Genomic DNA, 16,226 nt, shown 5'->3' on the forward strand with positions numbered 1-16,226 from the left:
GGCCGGCCGTCAGGCGCGGCAGGGCTTCATCACGGGCATGATGCGCGTCCGGCTCTGGTGCGCGCGGGCGTACGCGTCGTCGAAGTGCGCGAGGTACTGGCGGTGCAGCCACGTGTCGCCGACGACGCGCACCATCACCTCGTCGTTGTAGAGCAGGCCACCGCACGTGGTGTTGGAGGTGCCGGTGACCACCAGGCGCGTCGGACGGCCGCGGAAGCGCGCGTCGACCGCCAGCATCTTGTCGTGCGTGAGCACCGTGCGCACCTGCCCGTCCGGGATGTCACCGCTGGGCAGCGGCGTCTGGAGCCAGTTCTCCACCGTGTCGCGGGAAGTCACGATCCGGACCCGGCAGCCGGCACGCGACAACCGGGCGAGCTCGGCGCGCACGTCGGCGCGCTGGATCACCGCGAACATCGCCGACACGTCCCGGGCGCCCCGGGTGCAGGAGACGTCGCGCAGCGTGGACAGCAGCAGGTCCTTGCGGGATGGGTAGACGGCCGCGGTGATCGCGCCGTTGCTCCAGGTCTTGCGCCCGTCGTTCCACGTCGTGCCGCCCACCCGGACGCTCTGCGCCTCCAGCCTGGCGAAGTACTCCAGGCCGAAGGCGTACAGCCCGGGGTCGTCGATCTTGAGGAACGAGTTGTACTGGCGGTACTGCCGGTCCTCGAGGTTGGCCGAGGACGTGATGAACGACTGCACACCGCCGATCTCGGTCAGGTAGAACTTCAGGTGCTGGACGTCCTGGCTGTCGGGGAACGGTCCGGGCGCCCGCCACGGCAGGCAGGCGCCGCGGCAGATCGTCACGTTCGTCCGGGCGGGGTCCTGCGCCTCGAGCGTCTCGATGAGGCGGCGTCCCGACCGGTTGAGCCGCAGGTCGTCGTCGCCGACGAGGAGCACGACCGCCCCGCGGCGCTGCGCGGCCAGGAGCGCGTCGGTGGGCTGCTCGATGTCCCAGCGGAACATGGCGACCCGGATGGTGTCACCGGCACCGGCCGCGTCGAAGAGCCGGCTCGCGCGGTCGAGCACCGTCGGGTCGTCCGGGACCGTCGGCGGCGAAGTGAAGCACACCTCCGTGCCGGACCGCGACCGGCACCCGCTCCTGCCCGGAGCCGGTGCTGCCGCGGAGGAGGCCCGCTCCGAGGCGGCCCGTTCGGCGGCGGCCGGGGCAGGCGCCTGGAGGTTGGCGAGCAGGCACAGGACCGCGGAGGCGGCGGCGAGGGCGGCGGCGACTGGACGAGGGCGTCGCGTCATGTCAGGAGTCCTCCGTCGGAGAGGCGGTGGGCACGGGCACCACCCTAGGCGGCTGGTTCACTGGACCCATGTCCTCCCCGACCAGCGAGCCCGTCGACGTGCCGATCCGCGACAAGTCGATCCGGCTGGGCCAGTTCCTCAAGCTCGCCAACCTCGTGGAGACCGGTGCCGAGGCCAAGCCGGTGCTCGCCGACGGCGCGGTGACCGTCAACGGGGAGGTCGAGACGCGGCGGGGCCGCCAGCTCGTCCCTGGTGACGTCGTCACGCTGGGAGGGCTGGCGGCCCGGGTGGCCACCGGTGACGTCGAGATCGACGTCCCGTGGTGACTGAGTGGTGACCGTGCGGTGACCGTGACCGTGTGATGTCCGGCTACTTCACCTCGCGGTGCAGCACGCGGTAGGTGCCGACCGCGAGCGGCAGGAGGACCCACACGGCGGTGGCCGTCGACAGCTGGGCCCAGTCCTGCGACCCCATCTCGCCGGCGAAGAGGGGACGGGTCACCCGGTCCATGTCGAGCCAGGCGCCCACCTCCTCCAGCGCGCTGACGACCTGCGTGGCGATGGCCCACACGGTCGGCAGGACCAGCACGGACACGATGGCGACGGGCGTGTTGAGGAAGAGCAGCCCGAACGCCACGCCCTGCACGACGTAGAGCAGGAGGGCCAGGACGAGGCCGCCGCCGGCGGCGGCGGTGAGGTCCCACTCGCCGTTGCCACCGACGACGTTGGCGAGCGCCGACGCGGCCACCGCCACGGCGAGGACCACGACGGCGAGCAGCAGCGCGGCGAGCGCCTTGGCCAGCACGACACGTCCGCGGTGCGGCTCGAGGGTGAAGGTCACCAACCCGGTGCGCTGGGTCCACTCGGCGGTGGCGGCCATGATGCCCAGCACGGGCAGCAGCATGGCGAGGGGCAGCGTGGCCAGCTCGAGCAGGCCGTTGAAGGAGGCGTCCTCGGCGGGTCCCCAGATCACGAACGCGACGAGCACGATGGCTGCGACGGCGGCCATCACGACGACCATCCAGAGCCCGGCGCGGGTGTCGACCATCTTGCGCAGCTCGGCGTGGAGCGTGCGGCCGAAGGGCACCCCGGGCCGGCCGGGGAGGGCGGTCGGCGCCGCGGCGCCGCCGGCGCGGTCCCCGCCGATCGCGGGGGTGGTGGTGGTGCTGGTGTCGGTGCTCATGCGGCTTCTCCTTCGCGCGAGGTGGCGGCCGTGAGGCCGAGGAACATCTCTTCGAGGCCTTCGGAGCCCCCGGACCGCAGCTCGAGCAGCACGACGCGCTCCTGCGCGGCGATCCGGCCGACCACCTCGGGGTCGGCGTCGACCACCAGTCCCGAGCCGGCGCGGGTGAACGGCACGTCGGCGGCCTCGAGCAGCGACGCGAGCTGGGCGTCGTCAGTCGAGTGCACCGTGGTGCCGCCACGGCTGAGCAGCTCCTCCTTGGAGCCCATCGCCACGATCCGCCCGCGGCCGATCATCACCAGGTCGTCGGCGACGATCTGCACCTCGTGCAGCAGGTGGCTGGACAGCAGGACCGTGCCGCCGCCGTCTGCGAAGCGCCGCAGCAGGCCGCGCATCCAGTGGATGCCCTGCGGGTCGAGCCCGTTGGCCGGCTCGTCGAGGACCAGCACCTGCGGCTCGCCGAGCAGCGCCGCGGCGATGCCGAGCCGCTGCCGCATGCCGAGGGAGTAGTTGCGCACGCGGCGGTCCGCCTCCTCCCCGGTCAGGCCGACGAGGGCGAGGACCTCCTCGACCCGCGCCTTCGAGACGCCGACCGAGATGGCGGCCACGCGGAGCACCTCGCGGCCCGTGCGCCCCGGGTGCTGCGCCGAGGCGTCGAGCATCACGCCGACCTGGCGGCCGGGGTTGTGCAGCTCGCGGTAGGGCTTGCCGAGGATGGTGGCGCGCCCGGACGTGGCCGGGGTGAGGCCGGTCATCATCCGCATCGCGGTGGACTTCCCGGCGCCGTTGGGCCCGAGGAACCCGACGACGCTCCCGGGCCGCACGTGGAACGAGATGTCGTCGACGGCGGTGAACCCGCCGTAGCGCTTCGTGAGGTTCTCGACTGTGATCATGGCTCCAGCCTCGCCGTCGGGACGCCCCCCGCACATCGGGCACAGGGCTCGTCGACGTCCGACCTCGGTATCGCCCCCCGCCCCACGGTCGACACCTGGGTCGGACGCGGGAGCGCCCGGCGTACCTCTAGCCTCGGTCCATGCCAGTCGAGTCGCGCCAGGCGGACGCGCCCGCCGACGGGACCAGCCTCCTGGCGTCGCTCTGGCGCTACGCGCTGGCCGCGGTGATCAGCCTGCTGGCCTGGAGCCTGATCCTCGTCGGCGCCGCGGAGCGACCCTGGGACGCGGCGATGGTGTGGTTCCTCGTCGGCGACCCGCTGCTCGGCCTGACGTCGTTCGTCGTCATCCGGTGGCGGCACCGCCGCCCCGCGGTCGTGGGGGTGGTGCTCACCCTCTTCTCGTTCGTCTCGCTGTCCAGCGCCGGCCCCGCGTCGTGGATCCTCGGCTCGATCGCCTCGCACCGCCGCTGGCGGCTGCTGGCGCTGATCGTGCCGCTCAGCCTCCTCGCCGGGCTGGTGCAGGAGCGCATCGGGATCTCCGAGGAGTCCCTGCCGCTGTGGGCCTCGGTCGCGTTCGGGGCGCTCGTGACCGGCATCATCGTCGCCACGGGCTACGCCATGGGGTCCCAGCGCCAGCTGGTCGACTCCTACCGTGCCCGGGCCGTCACCGCGGAGCGCGAGCAGATCGCCCGCGTCGCCCAGGCGCGCGCCGCCGAGCGCACCCGCATCGCGCGGGAGATGCACGACGTGCTCGCCCACCGCATCTCGCTCGTCGCGATGAACGCCTCGACGCTCAGCTATCGCACCGACCTGTCGGAGGAGGACCGCGCCACCGCGGCCCGGTCGATCGAGGACAACGCGCACCGGGCGCTGTCGGACCTGCGGGCCGTGCTGGGCGTGCTGCGCGATCCCGCCCAGCCCGTGGACGCCGCCCCCGAGCGGCCGCAGCCCGGCATCGACGACGTCGCGGACCTGGTGGCGGAGGAGGTCTCGGGCGGGATGCGGGTGCTCCTGACCAACGAGGTGGAGGACGGGCTCCCCGCGGCCACCGGGCGGACGGCGTACCGCATCGTGCAGGAGGCCCTAACCAACGTGCGCAAGCACGCGCCGGGGACCGCCGTCACGGTCGACCTCGCCGGCACGCCCGGCGACGGCCTGGTGATCGCGGTGCGCAACGCGGCGCCGGTGGGACCCGTACGCCGCCCGGGGCTGCCCGCCTCGGGCCTGGGCCTGCTCGGCCTCGCCGAGCGCGCGGCCCTCGCCGGCGGCCGGATCACGCACGGCGTGGACGCCACCGGCGGCTACGCGGTCCGGGCATGGATACCGTGGGCGTCGTGAGCGAGGGAGTGGGGACCGAGGCTCCCATCTCGCTCGCCGTCGTCGACGACGACCCGATGGTGCGCGCCGCCCTCGGCATGATGCTCGGCGGCAGCTCGGGCATCCGCGTCGTCGCCGAGGCCGGCGACGGCGAGGAGGCGCTCCGGGTCGTGCCGTCCTCGGGCGCCGACGTGGTGCTGATGGACATCCGGATGCCCGTGCGCGACGGCCTCAGCGCCACCGAGGAGCTGCTGCGCGCCCACCCGGACCTGCGCATCATCGTGCTGACGACCTTCGACACCGACGACATGGTGCTGCGTGCGCTCCGGACCGGCGCGGCCGGCTTCCTGCTCAAGGACACCAAGCCGGCCCGGCTGGTGGAGGCGATCCGGACGGTGGCGTCGGGCCAGCCGATGCTCTCGCCCAGCGTGACGGCCCAGCTGATCGCGGCCGTGACGCGCGACGGGACCGACCCCGAGGGCCGGGACCGCGGGCGGACGGCCCGTACGGCGCTCGCCGCGCTCACCGAGCGGGAGCGCGACGTCGCCGACGGGGTGGCGCGCGGCCTCAGCAACGCCGAGATCGCGGCCGAGCTCTTCATGGGCGTGCCCACGGTGAAGACCCACGTGGGGCGCCTGTTCGCCAAGCTGGGCGTCGAGAACCGGGTGCAGGTCGCGATCCTGGTCCACGACGCCCAGGCCTGAGGCGTCAGTCGTGCCAGGTCAGCGGACCTCGAGCAGGTCGACCACGAAGATCAGGGTCTCGCCCGGCTTGATGGCGCCGCCGGCCCCGCGGTCGCCGTAGCCGAGGTGCGGCGGGATCACCAGCCGGCGGCGGCCGCCGACCTTCATGCCCTGCACGCCGGTGTCCCAGCCGGAGATGACCTGGCCGATGCCGAGGCGGAACTGCAGCGGGGTGCCGCGGTTGTAGGACGCGTCGAACTCCTCGCCGGTGGAGTGGGCGACGCCGACGTAGTGGACGGAGACGGTCGAGCCGGACGTGGCCTCGGCACCGTCGCCCTCGACGAGGTCGGTGACCTCGAGGTCGGTGGGCGCCTCGCCCATGTGGGGGTCGACGTCGGGCTTCTCGCTCACGGTTGCTCCTCTTCGTTGTGGTGTCAGGTCTGGTGGACGTAGCTGTCGAGCTGGTCGCGCTCGAACTCGAGCTCGCCGATGCGGTTCTTCACCACGTCACCGATGCTGATGATGCCGGTCAGCCGTCCGTCGGCCACCACCGGGACGTGCCGGATGCGGTGCTCGGTCATCGTCTGCATGAGGTCGGTCAGCCCGTCCTGGGCGGCGCAGGTGCGCACGTCGGCGGTCATGATCGTGCTGACGGTGGCGTCGAGCACGGCGTCCTGCTCGTGCAGGCGGCGTACGACGTCGCGCTCGCTGACGATGCCCGCGACCCGCTCGCCGTCCTCGCTCACCACGAGCGCGCCGACGTTGTGCTCGGCCAGCAGGGCCACCAGCTCACGGACGGTGGCGTCCGGCCGGATGGTCACGACGGCCTGGCTGCCCTTGCCCTGGATGACGTCCTGGATCCTCATCGTCTCCACCTCTCGTCCGGCCGACTGCCGATGAGCCACCGTAGCCAAGCCCGGCGCCGAGGGACAGGTGCTGGCTGGTCGGGCTGGTCGAGCGCCGGAGGTCCTGGTCAGTCGAGCACCGGAGGTGCCTGCCGGTCCCGCAGGTTGCTCACCGAGCCGGGGCCCCGCCGCGGCACGTCGGGGTCGGCCTCGTCGTCGTCCATCGCGCCGAGGAACGACAGCGCGGCCTCGTGCAGGTGGCCGTTGGAGGCCAGCGCGTTGCCGCCCCAGGGGCCGTCGGTGCCGTCGAGGGAGGTGAACCGGCCACCGGCCTCGCGCACGATCACGTCGAGGGCCGCCATGTCGTAGAGCTCGAGCTCCGGCTCCGCCGCGATGTCGACGGCGCCCTCGGCGAGCAGCATGTAGGACCAGAAGTCGCCGTAGGCGCGGGTGCGCCAGCAGCGTCGCGACAGCGACACGAAGTCGTCGAGCCGGCCGCGCTCGTCCCAGCCGGAGAGGGAGGAGTAGCTCAGCGACGCGTCCTCGAGGCGGCGTACGTCCGACACCTCGCACCGCGTCGCCTTGAGCAGCGAGCGGCCGGTCCACGCGCCGCCGCCGGCCGAGGCCCACCACCGCCGCTGGAGCTGGGGCGCCGACACAACGCCCAGCACGACCTCGTCGTCGACGGCCAGCGCGATGAGCGTCGCCCAGACCGGGACCCCGCGCACGTAGTTCTTGGTGCCGTCGATCGGGTCGACGATCCAGCGCCGCTGGCTGTGGCCGGTGGTGCCCTGCTCCTCGCCGACGACCGCGTCGCGGGAGCGGACCCGCGAGAGCGTGCGGCGGATGCCCTCCTCGACGGCCTTGTCGGCGTCGGTCACGGGCGTGAGGTCCGGCTTGCTCATCACGTGGAGGTCGAGGGCCTTGAAGCGGGCCAGGGTCAACGAGTCGGCGTCGTCGGCCAGGACGTGGGCCAGGCGCAGGTCGTCGGTGTGGTCGTGGGAGCGAGCCGAGCCGGTGATGGGCATGTTCACAGGCTATTGCCAGCAAGGCGCCCTACTGTGCACGCCATGGAACTCAACGGTGTGCCTCTGCACCCGCTCGTGGTGCACGCGGTCGTGGTCCTCGGTCCGCTGTCGGCCCTCGCCGGACTCGCCTACGCGGCCGTCCCCAGGTGGCGGTGGCTGCTGCGGTGGCCCCTGGTCGTGCTGGCGGTCGTCACCGCCGTCGCGTCGGTCGTGGCGGTCGCGGCGGGCGAGGACCTGCTGTCGTCGCGGCCCGAGCTCGCGCCGATCGTGGTCGAGCACCAGGAGGACGGCGAGCTGCTGCGCCTGTGGTCGATCGGCTACGCGCTGGTCTCGCTGCTGGGCGCGTGGGCCCTCGGCGGCACGTCCGCGCTGGCGTCGGGCCGCGGTGCCCGCGCGACGCGGTTCGGCATCCCCGTGGCGGTCCTGCTCGCCGTCGGTGCGGTCGGGCTCGTGGTCACGGTCTACCTGGCCGGCGACTCCGGCGCCACGGCCGTCTGGGGCTGAGGCCGGGCGTCACCAGTCGGTGGCGCTGCGCGCCGCGAGCAGCCGTCGGAAGGACTCGACGCGGTCGGGGTCGGTCTGGCCGGACGCGACCGCCTCGTCGAGGCCGCACTCGGGCTCGTCCGCGTCGTGTGAGCACCCGCGGGGGCAGTCCTCCGTCATCTCCTCGAGGTCCGGGAACGCCTCGATGAGGTTCTCCGGTCGCACGTGCGCGAGGCCGAACGACCTGATGCCGGGGGTGTCGATGATCCAGCCCTCGCCCCGGCCGTCGGGACCGGGCAGCTCGAGGAGGTAGGCGCTCGTCGAGGTGTGCCGGCCGCGACCCGTCACCGCGTTGACGATGCCGACCTCGCGGTGGGCGTCGGGCACGAGGGCGTTGACGAGCGTCGACTTGCCGACCCCGCTGTGGCCGACGAGCACGCTGGTGCGTCCGCGCAGCCGGTCGCGCAGCTCGGTCAGGTCGCCGGCACCCTCGCCCTTGAGCTGGGTGACCACCCACGGCACGCCGAGTGAGCGGTAGGTCGACAGCAGCGTCTCCGGGTCGGCCAGGTCGGCCTTGGTGAGGCAGAGCAGGGGGGTCATGCCGGCGTCGTACGCCGCCACGAGCGCGCGGTCGATCAACCGCGGGCGTGGCTCGGGATCGGCGAGCGCCGTCACCACGACGAGCTGGTCGGCGTTGGAGACGATCACCCGCTCGACGGGGTCGTCGTCGTCGGCGGTACGGCGCAGCGTCGTGCTGCGCTCGACGACCTCCACGATGCGTGCCAGCGAGCCGTCGGCGCCGGTGGTGTCGCCCACGACGCGCACGTGGTCGCCGACCACGACGCCCTTGCGCCCGAGTGGTCGCGACTTCATCGCCATCACCCGGTGGCCGCCGAGGAGCAGGGTGAACCGGCCGCGGTCGACGGTGACGACCCTGGCGTCGACGGCGTCGTCGTAGGTGGGCCGGTCCTTGGTGCGTGGCCGGGTGCGGCGCCTCGGGCGCTCGTAGTGCTCCTGGTCGTGCTCGGAGTAGCGACCGGTCACGTCGGCGCCCCGGACCGGTCGGGGGAGGTGCCGAGGACGGCCCGGCTCCAGGCGGTCGCGAAGTCGGGGAAGGTCTTGGCCGTCGTGGCGACGTCCTCGACGAGGACGTCGTCGACCGCCAGCCCGAGGATGACGCCGGCGTGGGCCATGCGGTGGTCGGCGTAGGTCCGGAACGTCCCGCCGTGCAGGTCCGCGGGGCGGATCGTCAGCCCGTCCTCGCGCTCGTCGACGTCCGCGCCGAGCCGGCCGAGCTCCGTGGCGAGCGCGGCCAACCGGTCCGTCTCGTGGCCGCGGATGTGGGCGACGCCGCGCAGGTGCGAGGGCGAGCCGGCGAGCGCGCACAGCGCCGCGACCGCCGGGGTGAGCTCGCCGACGTCGTGCAGGTCGAGGTCGACGCCCGAGAGCCGCTCGGGCCCGACGACGGTGAGGTCACCGCCGGACAGCGTCACGTCGCACCCCATCAGCGCCAGGATCTCGCGCAGCTCGTCACCGGGCTGCGTGGTCCGCGACGGCCACCCCGTGACCGTGACCCGGCCCCCGGTGGCGGCGCCGAGCGCGAGGAACGGCGCGGCGTTGGAGAGGTCGGGCTCGATCTCGTCGTCGACCGCCCGCACGGGGCCCGGGGCGACGGCCCACCGGTTCGCGTCGGAGTCGTCCACCTCGACGCCGCGGCGGCGCAGCATCTGCACGGTCATCTCGATGTGGGGGAGCGAGGGCACGGGCTTGCCGACGTGGCGCACGTCGACGCCCTGCTCGTAGCGGGCTCCGGCCAGCAGCAGCGCCGACACGAACTGCGACGAGGCGCTCGCGTCGATGGTCACGGTGCCACCCGCGACCGTGCCCGTCCCCTGCACCGCGAAGGGCAGCGCGCCCCGGCCGTCGTCGTCGACCCGGACGCCGAGCGCACCGAGGGCCGCGAGCATCTGGCCCACGGGCCGCTGCCGCATGTGGGGGTCGCCGTCGAACCGCACGGTCCCGCGCGCCAGCCCGACCACGGGCGGGACGAACCGCATCACCGTGCCGGCCAGGCCGCAGTCCACGTCGGCGTCCGCGTCCCAGGAGCCCGGGGTGACGGCCCAGTCACCGTCCCTGTCCTCGATCCCGGTGCCGAGCGAGGCCAGGGCGCGCGCCATCAGCAGCGTGTCGCGCGAGCGCAGCGGACGTCGTACGACGCTCGGCCCGTCGGCGATCGCGGCGAGCAGCAGCGCCCGGTTGGTCAGCGACTTGCTCCCCGGGAGCGAGACGACGCGGTCGACGGGTCCGTCCGGGCGCGGCGCCGGCCAGGGGTCGGTCGGCGTCGCGGCGTCGGCAGCAGGCTCACTCACCGGCGCACCCTATCGAGGTCAGGTGAGCTGGGCCTTGGCCAACTTCGCCTCGCGGCGGGCGTCCTTGGCGACCTGCTTGGCCTCACGGCGCACGTCGGACGCGGCGCGGCGGGCGCGCCAGGCCAGGCCCGGCTTGCCCTCGGTGTCGACGCCGGCGAGCAGCAGCCCGCCGAGGACCGAGGCGTTCTTGACGAACTGGAGCCGCTGCGCGGACTTGGCCTGCGGGTCGGTCTCCTCCCAGAAGGGGTGCCCGGCGAGCGTGGTGGGCACGAGGGAGGCGGCGAGCACGGTCGCGCTCAGCCGGGGGACCCGGCCGGTGGCGAGGGCCGCGGCGGCGAGGATCTGGGCGCCGGCGTTGATCCGGACCAGGGTGACGGGGTCGGTGGGGATCGAGACACCCGGGGCCGCCTGCTGGGCCAGCGGGACGACGCGGTCGGCGACCTTCTTGGCCTTGGCCGCGTGGACCTCGGTGTTACGGAGGGCGTTGACGCCGCCCGCGACGAACATCGAGGCGAGCAGGGGGCGGGCGAGCAGCCGAGTGATCGTCATGAGTCCCTGTCTACACGATCCGCGCCGGCGGCACCGCGCCCTCAGGGGTGCGCTGTCGCGACGGGCTGGTCGGGGCTGCGCCGGCTCAGTCGAGCAGGGCGCGCCACGTGTTGTTGGCGAGGTTGGTCTCGCCAGGGGCCGCCTGGAGGGTCGCGGCGACGCTCCCGTCGCCGACCGAGACCAGGGTCATCCCGATCGGGGAGGACTGGCCGGAGGCCACCTGGCAGGTGATGCCACCTTGCCGCACCACGCAGCGCTCGTCGATGGCGAAGGCGAACTCGACGCCGGTGAGCTCGACCTGCAGTCGCGCGCTCGATCCCGTCGGGAGCCCTGCGACGCGCATCGTGACCCGGTGGATCAGGTTGGTGCCGGTCACCGAGCCGGTCACCGACGAGTCGACCGGCACGGGCTCGGGATCGACCGTCGGGTCGGGGTCCTCTGTCGGGTCGGGGTCGCCGGTGGGGTCGGGGTCGCCGGTGGGGTCGGGGTCGCCGGTCGGGTCGGGGTCGCCGGTGGGGTCGGGGTCGCCGGTCGGGTCGGGGTCGCCGGTCGGGTCGGGGTCGCCGGTCGGGTCGGGGTCACCGGTGGGGTCGGGGTCACCGGTGGGGTCCGGCTGCTCCGTCGGCGTGGGGTTGCCGGTCGGGTCGGGGTTCTCGGTCGGCTCCGGCTGCTGCGTCGGCGTCGGGTTCTCCGTCGGACCGTCGGTGGGGTCGTCCGTCGGTTCCTCGGTCGGGTCCTCGGTCGGGTCGTCGGTGGGGTCGTCCGTCGGGTCGTCGGTGGGGTCGTCGGTGGGGTCGTCCGTCGGCCCGTCGGTCGGGTCGTCGGTGGGCCCGTCCGTCGGCGCCTCGGTGGGCACGTCCGTCGGCAGGTCCGTCGGCACGGTCGTGGGCAGCACCTCGGGGAACGGGTCGTCGCTGAGCGCAGGGTCGGTCACACCGGGCAGCGCTGCGGCGGGGGAGCGGCCCCGGCGCTGCTGCAGGCCGTCGGGGGCCGCGGGGGACGTCCCGCTGGACGGCGTGCTCGACGCGACCGCGGGCTGCCGGAGGGCGGTGGGGTCGCCGGGCACCTCGCCCGGGCCGCCGACGCCGAGCGCGATGCCACCGGCGACGATCACGGTGCTGGCGGCCACGCCGGCCACGGCAGCGGTGCCGGCGTTGGCCATGACGAGGTCGCGCACCCGGCCCACCACGGCGCCGATCCCGACGGGCACCGACCCGGCGGCCACGGCCGTACCGAGGTAGGCGGTGGCCACGCCGCCGAGGAGCAGGGGTGCGAGCAGGGCGCCGAGGCTGGAGTTCACCTCGGTGAGCTCGAGGTAGATGGCCATGCACGAACGGCACTCGTCGAGGTGTGCCTCGACCTTCGCGGCGTCGCGCTTGGAGACGGCCTTGCGGACGTAGGAACCGAGCTGGCTGTGCGTCCAGCGGCAGGCGTCCTCCTCCAGCTCGGCGACGTGCTGGGTGAGGAAGGCCTGCTTGAGGCCCTCGCGGGCCCGGTAGGCCAGGGCGGACACCGAGTTGGCGCTCATGCCGAGCAGCGGGGCGATGTCGGCCGGCTTGTCGCCCTCGACCTCGGTGTGCCAGAGCACGAGCTGCCAGCGCTCGGGCAGCGACGCGAACGCCCTGGCCGCCGCGGCGTTCTCGAAGCCCTCGACGGCCGTGTCGCGGAACGGGACGCCCGGGTCGAAGGCCTCCATGTCGTCGGTGGTGTGGAGCTTGGAGCCGGCGCGGAAGCGGTCGACCTGCAGTCGCCTGACGGCGGTCAGCAGGTAGGCGCGGAACGCCACGTCGGGGCCGCCGCCGCGCTGCAGGACACCGAGCACCTTGACGAAGGCCTCGGACACCAGGTCCTCGGCGTCACCGGCCGGAACGAGCTGCCGGGCCAGGCGCCGGGCGGCGTCGACGTGTCGCTCGAACAGGGTGCCGTAGGCGTCGACGTCCCCACCGCGGACCGCCGAGATCAGCTCGGCGTCCCCCGGTGCTTCGACGCTGGTGGCACTGCTCATGTGGATCGACTCATGTGGATCGACGCTTCCCGGAAGCACTCCTGTGTGGTGTCGGGCGACTCCGACTGTAGACCGCGGAGCGGCGGATCGGGGCGTTGACGGAAAAAACCCAAACTCAGTGGTCTGGTCAGCGTCATGCCCCGTGGGCTGCCCCGTCTCACTGGTGCAGGACGGGACAGGAGGGGGTGGCCGTGAGGATTTTCGCCGTACGCGGGCGACGACCTGCGGCCGCCGGTCCTGAGATGGGCGATGCACGGTCTGCCGACGTGCGGTCGGGGTTGCCGCACCGGTTCGAGGCGGTGGGGGAAGCGCTCATCTCAGGATCGGACGTCTTGGGGGTGTGCTCCGTCGCGGGCCAGGTCATGGCCCGCGACGGGGCCTCGGTCGAGGAGACGCTGGCCGGGCTGCGCGAGACGTGCCGCAGCATCACCGGCGAGGACCCGACGTACGACGTGGTGGCCGCGACACTGTCCGCCTGGAGCGACACCACGCTCGGCTACCTGCACCAGCTCTCCTGCGAGGACCCGCTCACCGGGCTCTCCAGCCAGGCGCACCTCCGCGGCCGGCTCTCCGAGCTCTACCGGCTCGGCGACGCCGACCCCGGCGGGATCACCGGGCACGGGCTCGTCGTGTGCGCCCTGCCCCTGGGGGACGACCCGTCGGAGGAGCCGGGTGACCACTTCACCCGGGCCATGCGGCTGGCGCGGGCCGGCGAGCTGGCCCGTACGGCGTTCGCGCGCGACGAGACGGTCGCCCGCGTCGGGATGCACCGGGTCGCCGTCCTCACCCGTCGCGACGACCGCATGGGCCGCCGCGTGCGCGTGCTGCGGACCATGCTCGAGACCGCGCAGCCCGGGGGAGCGGGCACCTCCGCGGTGCGGGTGTGGATCGAGGGCCTGCCGCCCACCGACGCCGGCGCCGGCATGCTGCTCGACGAGCTGGCGCGCGGCTGAGGCTCCGGGCGGACCGGTCCGCCCCACGGTCCGCCGACGCCACGCCCGTGTCCGAGACAGCCCCTAAGGTGGCCCCATGTGCGGCCGCTACGCCTCGTCCCGACAGCCCGACGACCTCGTCGAGGAGTTCGAGGTCGTCGAGAGCCGCATCGCGGCGGCGCTGCAGCCCGACTACAACGTCGCGCCGACCAAGGAGGTCTACGCGGTCGTCGAGCGGCCGCCGTCGCGCGAGTCCGGGCGGGACCGGTCCGAGGCGCCGCAGCGACAGCTGCGGGTCCTCACCTGGGGACTCGTGCCGTCGTGGGCCAAGGACCCCTCCATCGGCAACCGGATGATCAACGCACGGATGGAGACCGTGGCCGACAAGCCCGCCTTCCGCAAGGCGTTCGCCACCCGCCGCGCCCTGCTGCCGGCCGACGGCTACTTCGAGTGGTACCCCACCTCGCAGACCAACGCCAAGGGCAAGCCGGTCAAGCAGCCGTTCTTCATCCGGCCCAAGGACGGCGGGATCCTGGCCATGGCCGGCCTCTACGAGATCTGGCGCGACCCGGGCAAGGCGGAGGACGACCCCGACCGCTTCCGGTGGACGTGCACGGTGCTCACCACCCAGGCCGAGGACTCCCTGGGCCACATCCACGACCGGATGCCGCTCATGGTGGAGCGGGAGCGCTGGCACGAGTGGCTCGACCCCACGCACCCGGGTGACACGTCGCTGCTCGTGCCTGCCGCCCCGGGCCGCCTCGAGGCGTACGCCGTCCCGACATTGGTGAGCAACGTGCGCAACAACGGCCCCGAGCTCGTCGAGCCGCTGGAGGCCACGTCGTGAAGAAGGCGACGATCCGCGCGGTCGACACCCCGCACGGCGAGGGTCGGCTGCACACCCGGCGGGCCACCAGCCCGATGGCGACGCTGCTGCTCAGCCACGGGGCGGGGGGCGGCGTGGAGTCGCGCGACCTCTGGGCGCTGGCCGACGCGCTGCCCGCGCAGGGCGTGTCGGTGGTCCTGTTCGAGCAGCCGTGGCGGGTGGCCGGCCGCAAGGTCGCGACCGCGCCGCCCACGCTCGACGCGGCCCTGAGGTGCGCCGCCGACGTGATGCGGGTGCGGACGCCCCTCGTGGTCGGCGGTCGGTCCGCGGGCGCCCGGTCGGCGGCGCGGACCGCCCGGTCGCTGGGGGCGACCGGTTGCCTCGCCCTGTCCTTCCCGCTCCACCAGCCCGGGCGGACCGAGCCGACCCGGCTGCCCGAGCTGCGCGGGGCCGGCCTGCCCACCCTGCTGGTGCAGGGCGAGCGTGACCCGATGGGGCGCCCCGACGAGTTCCCCGGCGACCTCGAGGCCGTCGACATGGTGGTCGTGCCCGGCGCCGACCACGGCCTCAAGGTGCCCGCCCGGGGCGAGGTGAGCCAAGAGGAGGCCATGGGGATCGTGGTCGAGTCGACGCTGGAGTGGCTGGTGCGCGAGGTGGTCGGGAATCCTCGGACGGGGTGACGTGTTGAGCCCTGTGTGCAGTCACTGATCCTCGAACGCCCCCGCGCCACCGAGCGCGGTGCTTCGCCTGCACCCACAGCGCTATCGTGGGAGGCGATGACTGAATCAATCAAGGACGACATGTCCCCGGCGGACGACGCCGTCGAGATCGTCGTGGATGACGAGTCCTCCGACGACCGGTCCGCGCGCTTCGAGCGCGACGCGCTGCCCTTCCTCGACCAGCTCTACGGCGCGGCGATGCGGATGACGCGCAACCCCGCCGACGCCGAGGACCTCGTCCAGGAGACGTTCGCGAAGGCCTACAGCGCCTTCCACCAGTTCAAGCCCGGCACGAACCTCAAGGCCTGGCTCTACCGGATCCTCACCAACACCTACATCAACTCCTACCGCAAGAAGCAGCGCCAGCCGCAGCAGTCGATGTCCGAGGACGTCGAGGACTGGCAGCTCGCACGCGCGGAGTCGCACTCCTCGACCGGGCTGCGCTCGGCGGAGATGGAGGCGCTGGAGCACCTCCCCGACTCGGAGGTCAAGGACGCCCTGCAGCGACTGCCCGAGGAGTTCCGCCTCGCGGTCTACCTCGCCGACGTCGAGGGGTTCCCCTACAAGGAGATCGCCGAGATCATGGACACGCCGATCGGCACCGTGATGTCGCGCCTGCACCGCGGTCGTCGCCAGCTGCGCGACATGCTCGCCGACTACGTCCGCACCAACGACCTGCTGCCGGCCTCGGCCACGGAGGGGGTGAAGGGGTCGTGAGCACGCACGAGCACGGCAACGACGACTGCGTCGACTACATCGAGCGGATCGTCTACTTCCTCGACAACGAGCTCGACCAGGCCGACTGCGCCGTCGTCGAGATGCACCTGCGCGAGTGCGGTCCCTGCCTCGAGCGCTACGACCTCCAGCGGGCCGTCAAGCAGCTCGTCGCCCGCTCCTGCACGGAGTCGGCGCCGGAGTCGTTGCGCGACCGCGTACGCCTCCAGCTGCGCGAGGTCAGGATTCAGATCACCGAGGGCGAGGCCTGACCCGATTCGCCGCTCACGGGGTTTTGTTGACACACTGCTCCGAGCACCGATTCCAGGAGGACGACCATGGGCAAGACCGGACGCAAGCGCCGCGCTCGCAAGAAGAAGGGCGCGAACCACGGCAAGCGCCCCAACGCCTGACGCGCGCACCACGTAGAA

Annotated in this window: 20 protein-coding genes; 10 read left to right on the forward strand and 10 right to left on the reverse strand. The window is 73.5% G+C overall.

Going from position 1 to position 16,226, the window contains the following annotated elements; all coding sequences use genetic code 11:
• Positions 1-9 precede the first annotated feature (9 nt).
• A complete protein-coding gene (locus SHK17_RS06430; RefSeq protein WP_322921505.1) occupies positions 10-1,251 on the reverse strand; it encodes a phospholipase D-like domain-containing protein in 1,242 nt (413 codons plus the stop codon).
• 68 nt (positions 1,252-1,319) lie between these two features.
• Between SHK17_RS06430 and SHK17_RS06435 the strand changes: the two genes are divergently transcribed.
• Positions 1,320-1,577 (forward strand): RNA-binding S4 domain-containing protein, encoded by a 258-nt coding sequence (locus SHK17_RS06435; RefSeq protein ID WP_322921506.1) that lies wholly within the window; start codon positions 1,320-1,322, stop codon positions 1,575-1,577.
• A 43-nt stretch (positions 1,578-1,620) separates the two neighbouring features.
• Here the strand turns inward: SHK17_RS06435 and SHK17_RS06440 are convergent, their stop codons facing one another.
• Both SHK17_RS06440 and SHK17_RS06445 read right to left on the reverse strand, forming a co-directional pair.
• A complete protein-coding gene (locus SHK17_RS06440; RefSeq protein ID WP_322921507.1) occupies positions 1,621-2,433 on the reverse strand; it encodes a hypothetical protein in 813 nt (270 codons plus the stop codon).
• The gene (locus SHK17_RS06445; protein WP_172270725.1) at positions 2,430-3,326 is read right to left on the reverse strand and encodes an ABC transporter ATP-binding protein; all 897 of its coding nucleotides are present in this window, start codon (positions 3,324-3,326) and stop codon (positions 2,430-2,432) included. Before SHK17_RS06445 ends, SHK17_RS06440 begins: the two co-directional genes overlap by 4 nt.
• Positions 3,327-3,466: 140 nt before the next feature.
• Here SHK17_RS06445 and SHK17_RS06450 point away from each other — a divergent pair, with 140 nt between their 5' ends.
• On the forward strand, positions 3,467-4,663 hold the full coding sequence (locus SHK17_RS06450; RefSeq protein ID WP_322921508.1) for a sensor histidine kinase: 1,197 nt from the start codon (positions 3,467-3,469) through the stop codon (positions 4,661-4,663).
• Positions 4,660-5,346, forward strand: a complete 687-nt coding sequence (locus tag SHK17_RS06455) for a response regulator transcription factor (protein WP_322424605.1) — start codon at positions 4,660-4,662, stop codon at positions 5,344-5,346. The genes SHK17_RS06450 and SHK17_RS06455 overlap by 4 nt, the downstream gene beginning before the upstream one ends.
• Before the next feature lie 18 nt (positions 5,347-5,364).
• On the opposite strand, the gene SHK17_RS06460 is transcribed toward SHK17_RS06455, so the two are convergent.
• The 3 genes from SHK17_RS06460 to SHK17_RS06470 all read right to left on the reverse strand — a co-directional run bounded on the left by SHK17_RS06460 (position 5,365) and on the right by SHK17_RS06470 (position 7,198).
• Positions 5,365-5,706, reverse strand: a complete 342-nt coding sequence (locus SHK17_RS06460; protein ID WP_322424720.1) for an FKBP-type peptidyl-prolyl cis-trans isomerase — start codon at positions 5,704-5,706, stop codon at positions 5,365-5,367.
• Positions 5,707-5,759: 53 nt separating this feature from the next.
• Complete coding sequence (locus SHK17_RS06465; protein ID WP_172270731.1) at positions 5,760-6,191, reverse strand: CBS domain-containing protein; 432 nt, start codon at positions 6,189-6,191, stop codon at positions 5,760-5,762.
• Between the two features lie 107 nt (positions 6,192-6,298).
• Positions 6,299-7,198: an inositol monophosphatase family protein gene (locus SHK17_RS06470; RefSeq protein ID WP_172270733.1), complete on the reverse strand. Its 900-nt coding sequence runs from the start codon at positions 7,196-7,198 to the stop codon at positions 6,299-6,301.
• A gap of 42 nt (positions 7,199-7,240) precedes the next feature.
• On the opposite strand from SHK17_RS06470, the gene SHK17_RS06475 reads away from it, so the two are divergent.
• On the forward strand, positions 7,241-7,702 hold the full coding sequence (locus SHK17_RS06475; RefSeq protein ID WP_172270735.1) for a DUF2231 domain-containing protein: 462 nt from the start codon (positions 7,241-7,243) through the stop codon (positions 7,700-7,702).
• 9 nt (positions 7,703-7,711) lie between these two features.
• On the opposite strand, the gene rsgA is transcribed toward SHK17_RS06475, so the two are convergent.
• The 4 genes from rsgA to SHK17_RS06495 form a co-directional block, all read right to left on the reverse strand.
• Positions 7,712-8,725 (reverse strand): ribosome small subunit-dependent GTPase A, encoded by a 1,014-nt coding sequence (gene rsgA / locus SHK17_RS06480; RefSeq protein ID WP_172270737.1) that lies wholly within the window; start codon positions 8,723-8,725, stop codon positions 7,712-7,714.
• Positions 8,722-10,050 (reverse strand): 3-phosphoshikimate 1-carboxyvinyltransferase, encoded by a 1,329-nt coding sequence (aroA, locus tag SHK17_RS06485; protein ID WP_172270739.1) that lies wholly within the window; start codon positions 10,048-10,050, stop codon positions 8,722-8,724. Before aroA ends, rsgA begins: the two co-directional genes overlap by 4 nt.
• A gap of 18 nt (positions 10,051-10,068) precedes the next feature.
• Positions 10,069-10,599, reverse strand: coding sequence for a DoxX family membrane protein (locus SHK17_RS06490; RefSeq protein ID WP_172270741.1), 531 nt, complete (start codon positions 10,597-10,599; stop codon positions 10,069-10,071).
• A gap of 85 nt (positions 10,600-10,684) precedes the next feature.
• The gene (locus SHK17_RS06495; RefSeq protein WP_322921509.1) at positions 10,685-12,604 is read right to left on the reverse strand and encodes a sigma-70 family RNA polymerase sigma factor; all 1,920 of its coding nucleotides are present in this window, start codon (positions 12,602-12,604) and stop codon (positions 10,685-10,687) included.
• Positions 12,605-12,936: 332 nt separating this feature from the next.
• Here SHK17_RS06495 and SHK17_RS06500 point away from each other — a divergent pair, with 332 nt between their 5' ends.
• The 6 genes from SHK17_RS06500 to SHK17_RS21170 all read left to right on the forward strand — a co-directional run bounded on the left by SHK17_RS06500 (position 12,937) and on the right by SHK17_RS21170 (position 16,208).
• A complete protein-coding gene (locus tag SHK17_RS06500; protein WP_172270745.1) occupies positions 12,937-13,557 on the forward strand; it encodes a hypothetical protein in 621 nt (206 codons plus the stop codon).
• A 76-nt stretch (positions 13,558-13,633) separates the two neighbouring features.
• The gene (locus tag SHK17_RS06505; protein ID WP_172270747.1) at positions 13,634-14,383 is read left to right on the forward strand and encodes an SOS response-associated peptidase; all 750 of its coding nucleotides are present in this window, start codon (positions 13,634-13,636) and stop codon (positions 14,381-14,383) included.
• Positions 14,380-15,042, forward strand: a complete 663-nt coding sequence (locus tag SHK17_RS06510) for an alpha/beta family hydrolase (RefSeq protein WP_172270749.1) — start codon at positions 14,380-14,382, stop codon at positions 15,040-15,042. Before SHK17_RS06505 ends, SHK17_RS06510 begins: the two co-directional genes overlap by 4 nt.
• Before the next feature lie 120 nt (positions 15,043-15,162).
• Positions 15,163-15,798 (forward strand): sigma-70 family RNA polymerase sigma factor, encoded by a 636-nt coding sequence (locus SHK17_RS06515; protein WP_172271724.1) that lies wholly within the window; start codon positions 15,163-15,165, stop codon positions 15,796-15,798.
• The gene (rsrA, locus tag SHK17_RS06520) at positions 15,795-16,067 is read left to right on the forward strand and encodes a mycothiol system anti-sigma-R factor (RefSeq protein ID WP_172270751.1); all 273 of its coding nucleotides are present in this window, start codon (positions 15,795-15,797) and stop codon (positions 16,065-16,067) included. Before SHK17_RS06515 ends, rsrA begins: the two co-directional genes overlap by 4 nt.
• Before the next feature lie 66 nt (positions 16,068-16,133).
• Complete coding sequence (locus tag SHK17_RS21170; RefSeq protein WP_369759046.1) at positions 16,134-16,208, forward strand: 50S ribosomal protein bL37; 75 nt, start codon at positions 16,134-16,136, stop codon at positions 16,206-16,208.
• Positions 16,209-16,226: the final 18 nt, after the last annotated feature.

Source organism: Nocardioides renjunii (assembly GCF_034661175.1).
GTDB classification, from domain to species: domain Bacteria; phylum Actinomycetota; class Actinomycetes; order Propionibacteriales; family Nocardioidaceae; genus Nocardioides; species Nocardioides renjunii.

What these genes read in the sequence shown, in the direction of transcription:
- SHK17_RS06430 (WP_322921505.1), bottom strand. Translation starts at nt 1,251, where the DNA reads ATGACGCGACGCCCTCGTCCAGTCGCCGCCGCCCTCGCCGCCGCCTCC.
- SHK17_RS06435 (WP_322921506.1), top strand. Translation starts at nt 1,320, where the DNA reads ATGTCCTCCCCGACCAGCGAGCCCGTCGACGTGCCGATCCGCGACAAG.
- SHK17_RS06440 (WP_322921507.1), bottom strand. Translation starts at nt 2,433, where the DNA reads ATGAGCACCGACACCAGCACCACCACCACCCCCGCGATCGGCGGGGAC.
- SHK17_RS06445 (WP_172270725.1), bottom strand. Translation starts at nt 3,326, where the DNA reads ATGATCACAGTCGAGAACCTCACGAAGCGCTACGGCGGGTTCACCGCC.
- SHK17_RS06450 (WP_322921508.1), top strand. Translation starts at nt 3,467, where the DNA reads ATGCCAGTCGAGTCGCGCCAGGCGGACGCGCCCGCCGACGGGACCAGC.
- SHK17_RS06460 (WP_322424720.1), bottom strand. Translation starts at nt 5,706, where the DNA reads ATGGGCGAGGCGCCCACCGACCTCGAGGTCACCGACCTCGTCGAGGGC.
- SHK17_RS06465 (WP_172270731.1), bottom strand. Translation starts at nt 6,191, where the DNA reads ATGAGGATCCAGGACGTCATCCAGGGCAAGGGCAGCCAGGCCGTCGTG.
- SHK17_RS06470 (WP_172270733.1), bottom strand. Translation starts at nt 7,198, where the DNA reads ATGCCCATCACCGGCTCGGCTCGCTCCCACGACCACACCGACGACCTG.
- SHK17_RS06475 (WP_172270735.1), top strand. Translation starts at nt 7,241, where the DNA reads ATGGAACTCAACGGTGTGCCTCTGCACCCGCTCGTGGTGCACGCGGTC.
- SHK17_RS06490 (WP_172270741.1), bottom strand. Translation starts at nt 10,599, where the DNA reads ATGACGATCACTCGGCTGCTCGCCCGCCCCCTGCTCGCCTCGATGTTC.
- SHK17_RS06495 (WP_322921509.1), bottom strand. Translation starts at nt 12,604, where the DNA reads ATGAGCAGTGCCACCAGCGTCGAAGCACCGGGGGACGCCGAGCTGATC.
- SHK17_RS06505 (WP_172270747.1), top strand. Translation starts at nt 13,634, where the DNA reads ATGTGCGGCCGCTACGCCTCGTCCCGACAGCCCGACGACCTCGTCGAG.
- SHK17_RS06515 (WP_172271724.1), top strand. Translation starts at nt 15,163, where the DNA reads ATGTCCCCGGCGGACGACGCCGTCGAGATCGTCGTGGATGACGAGTCC.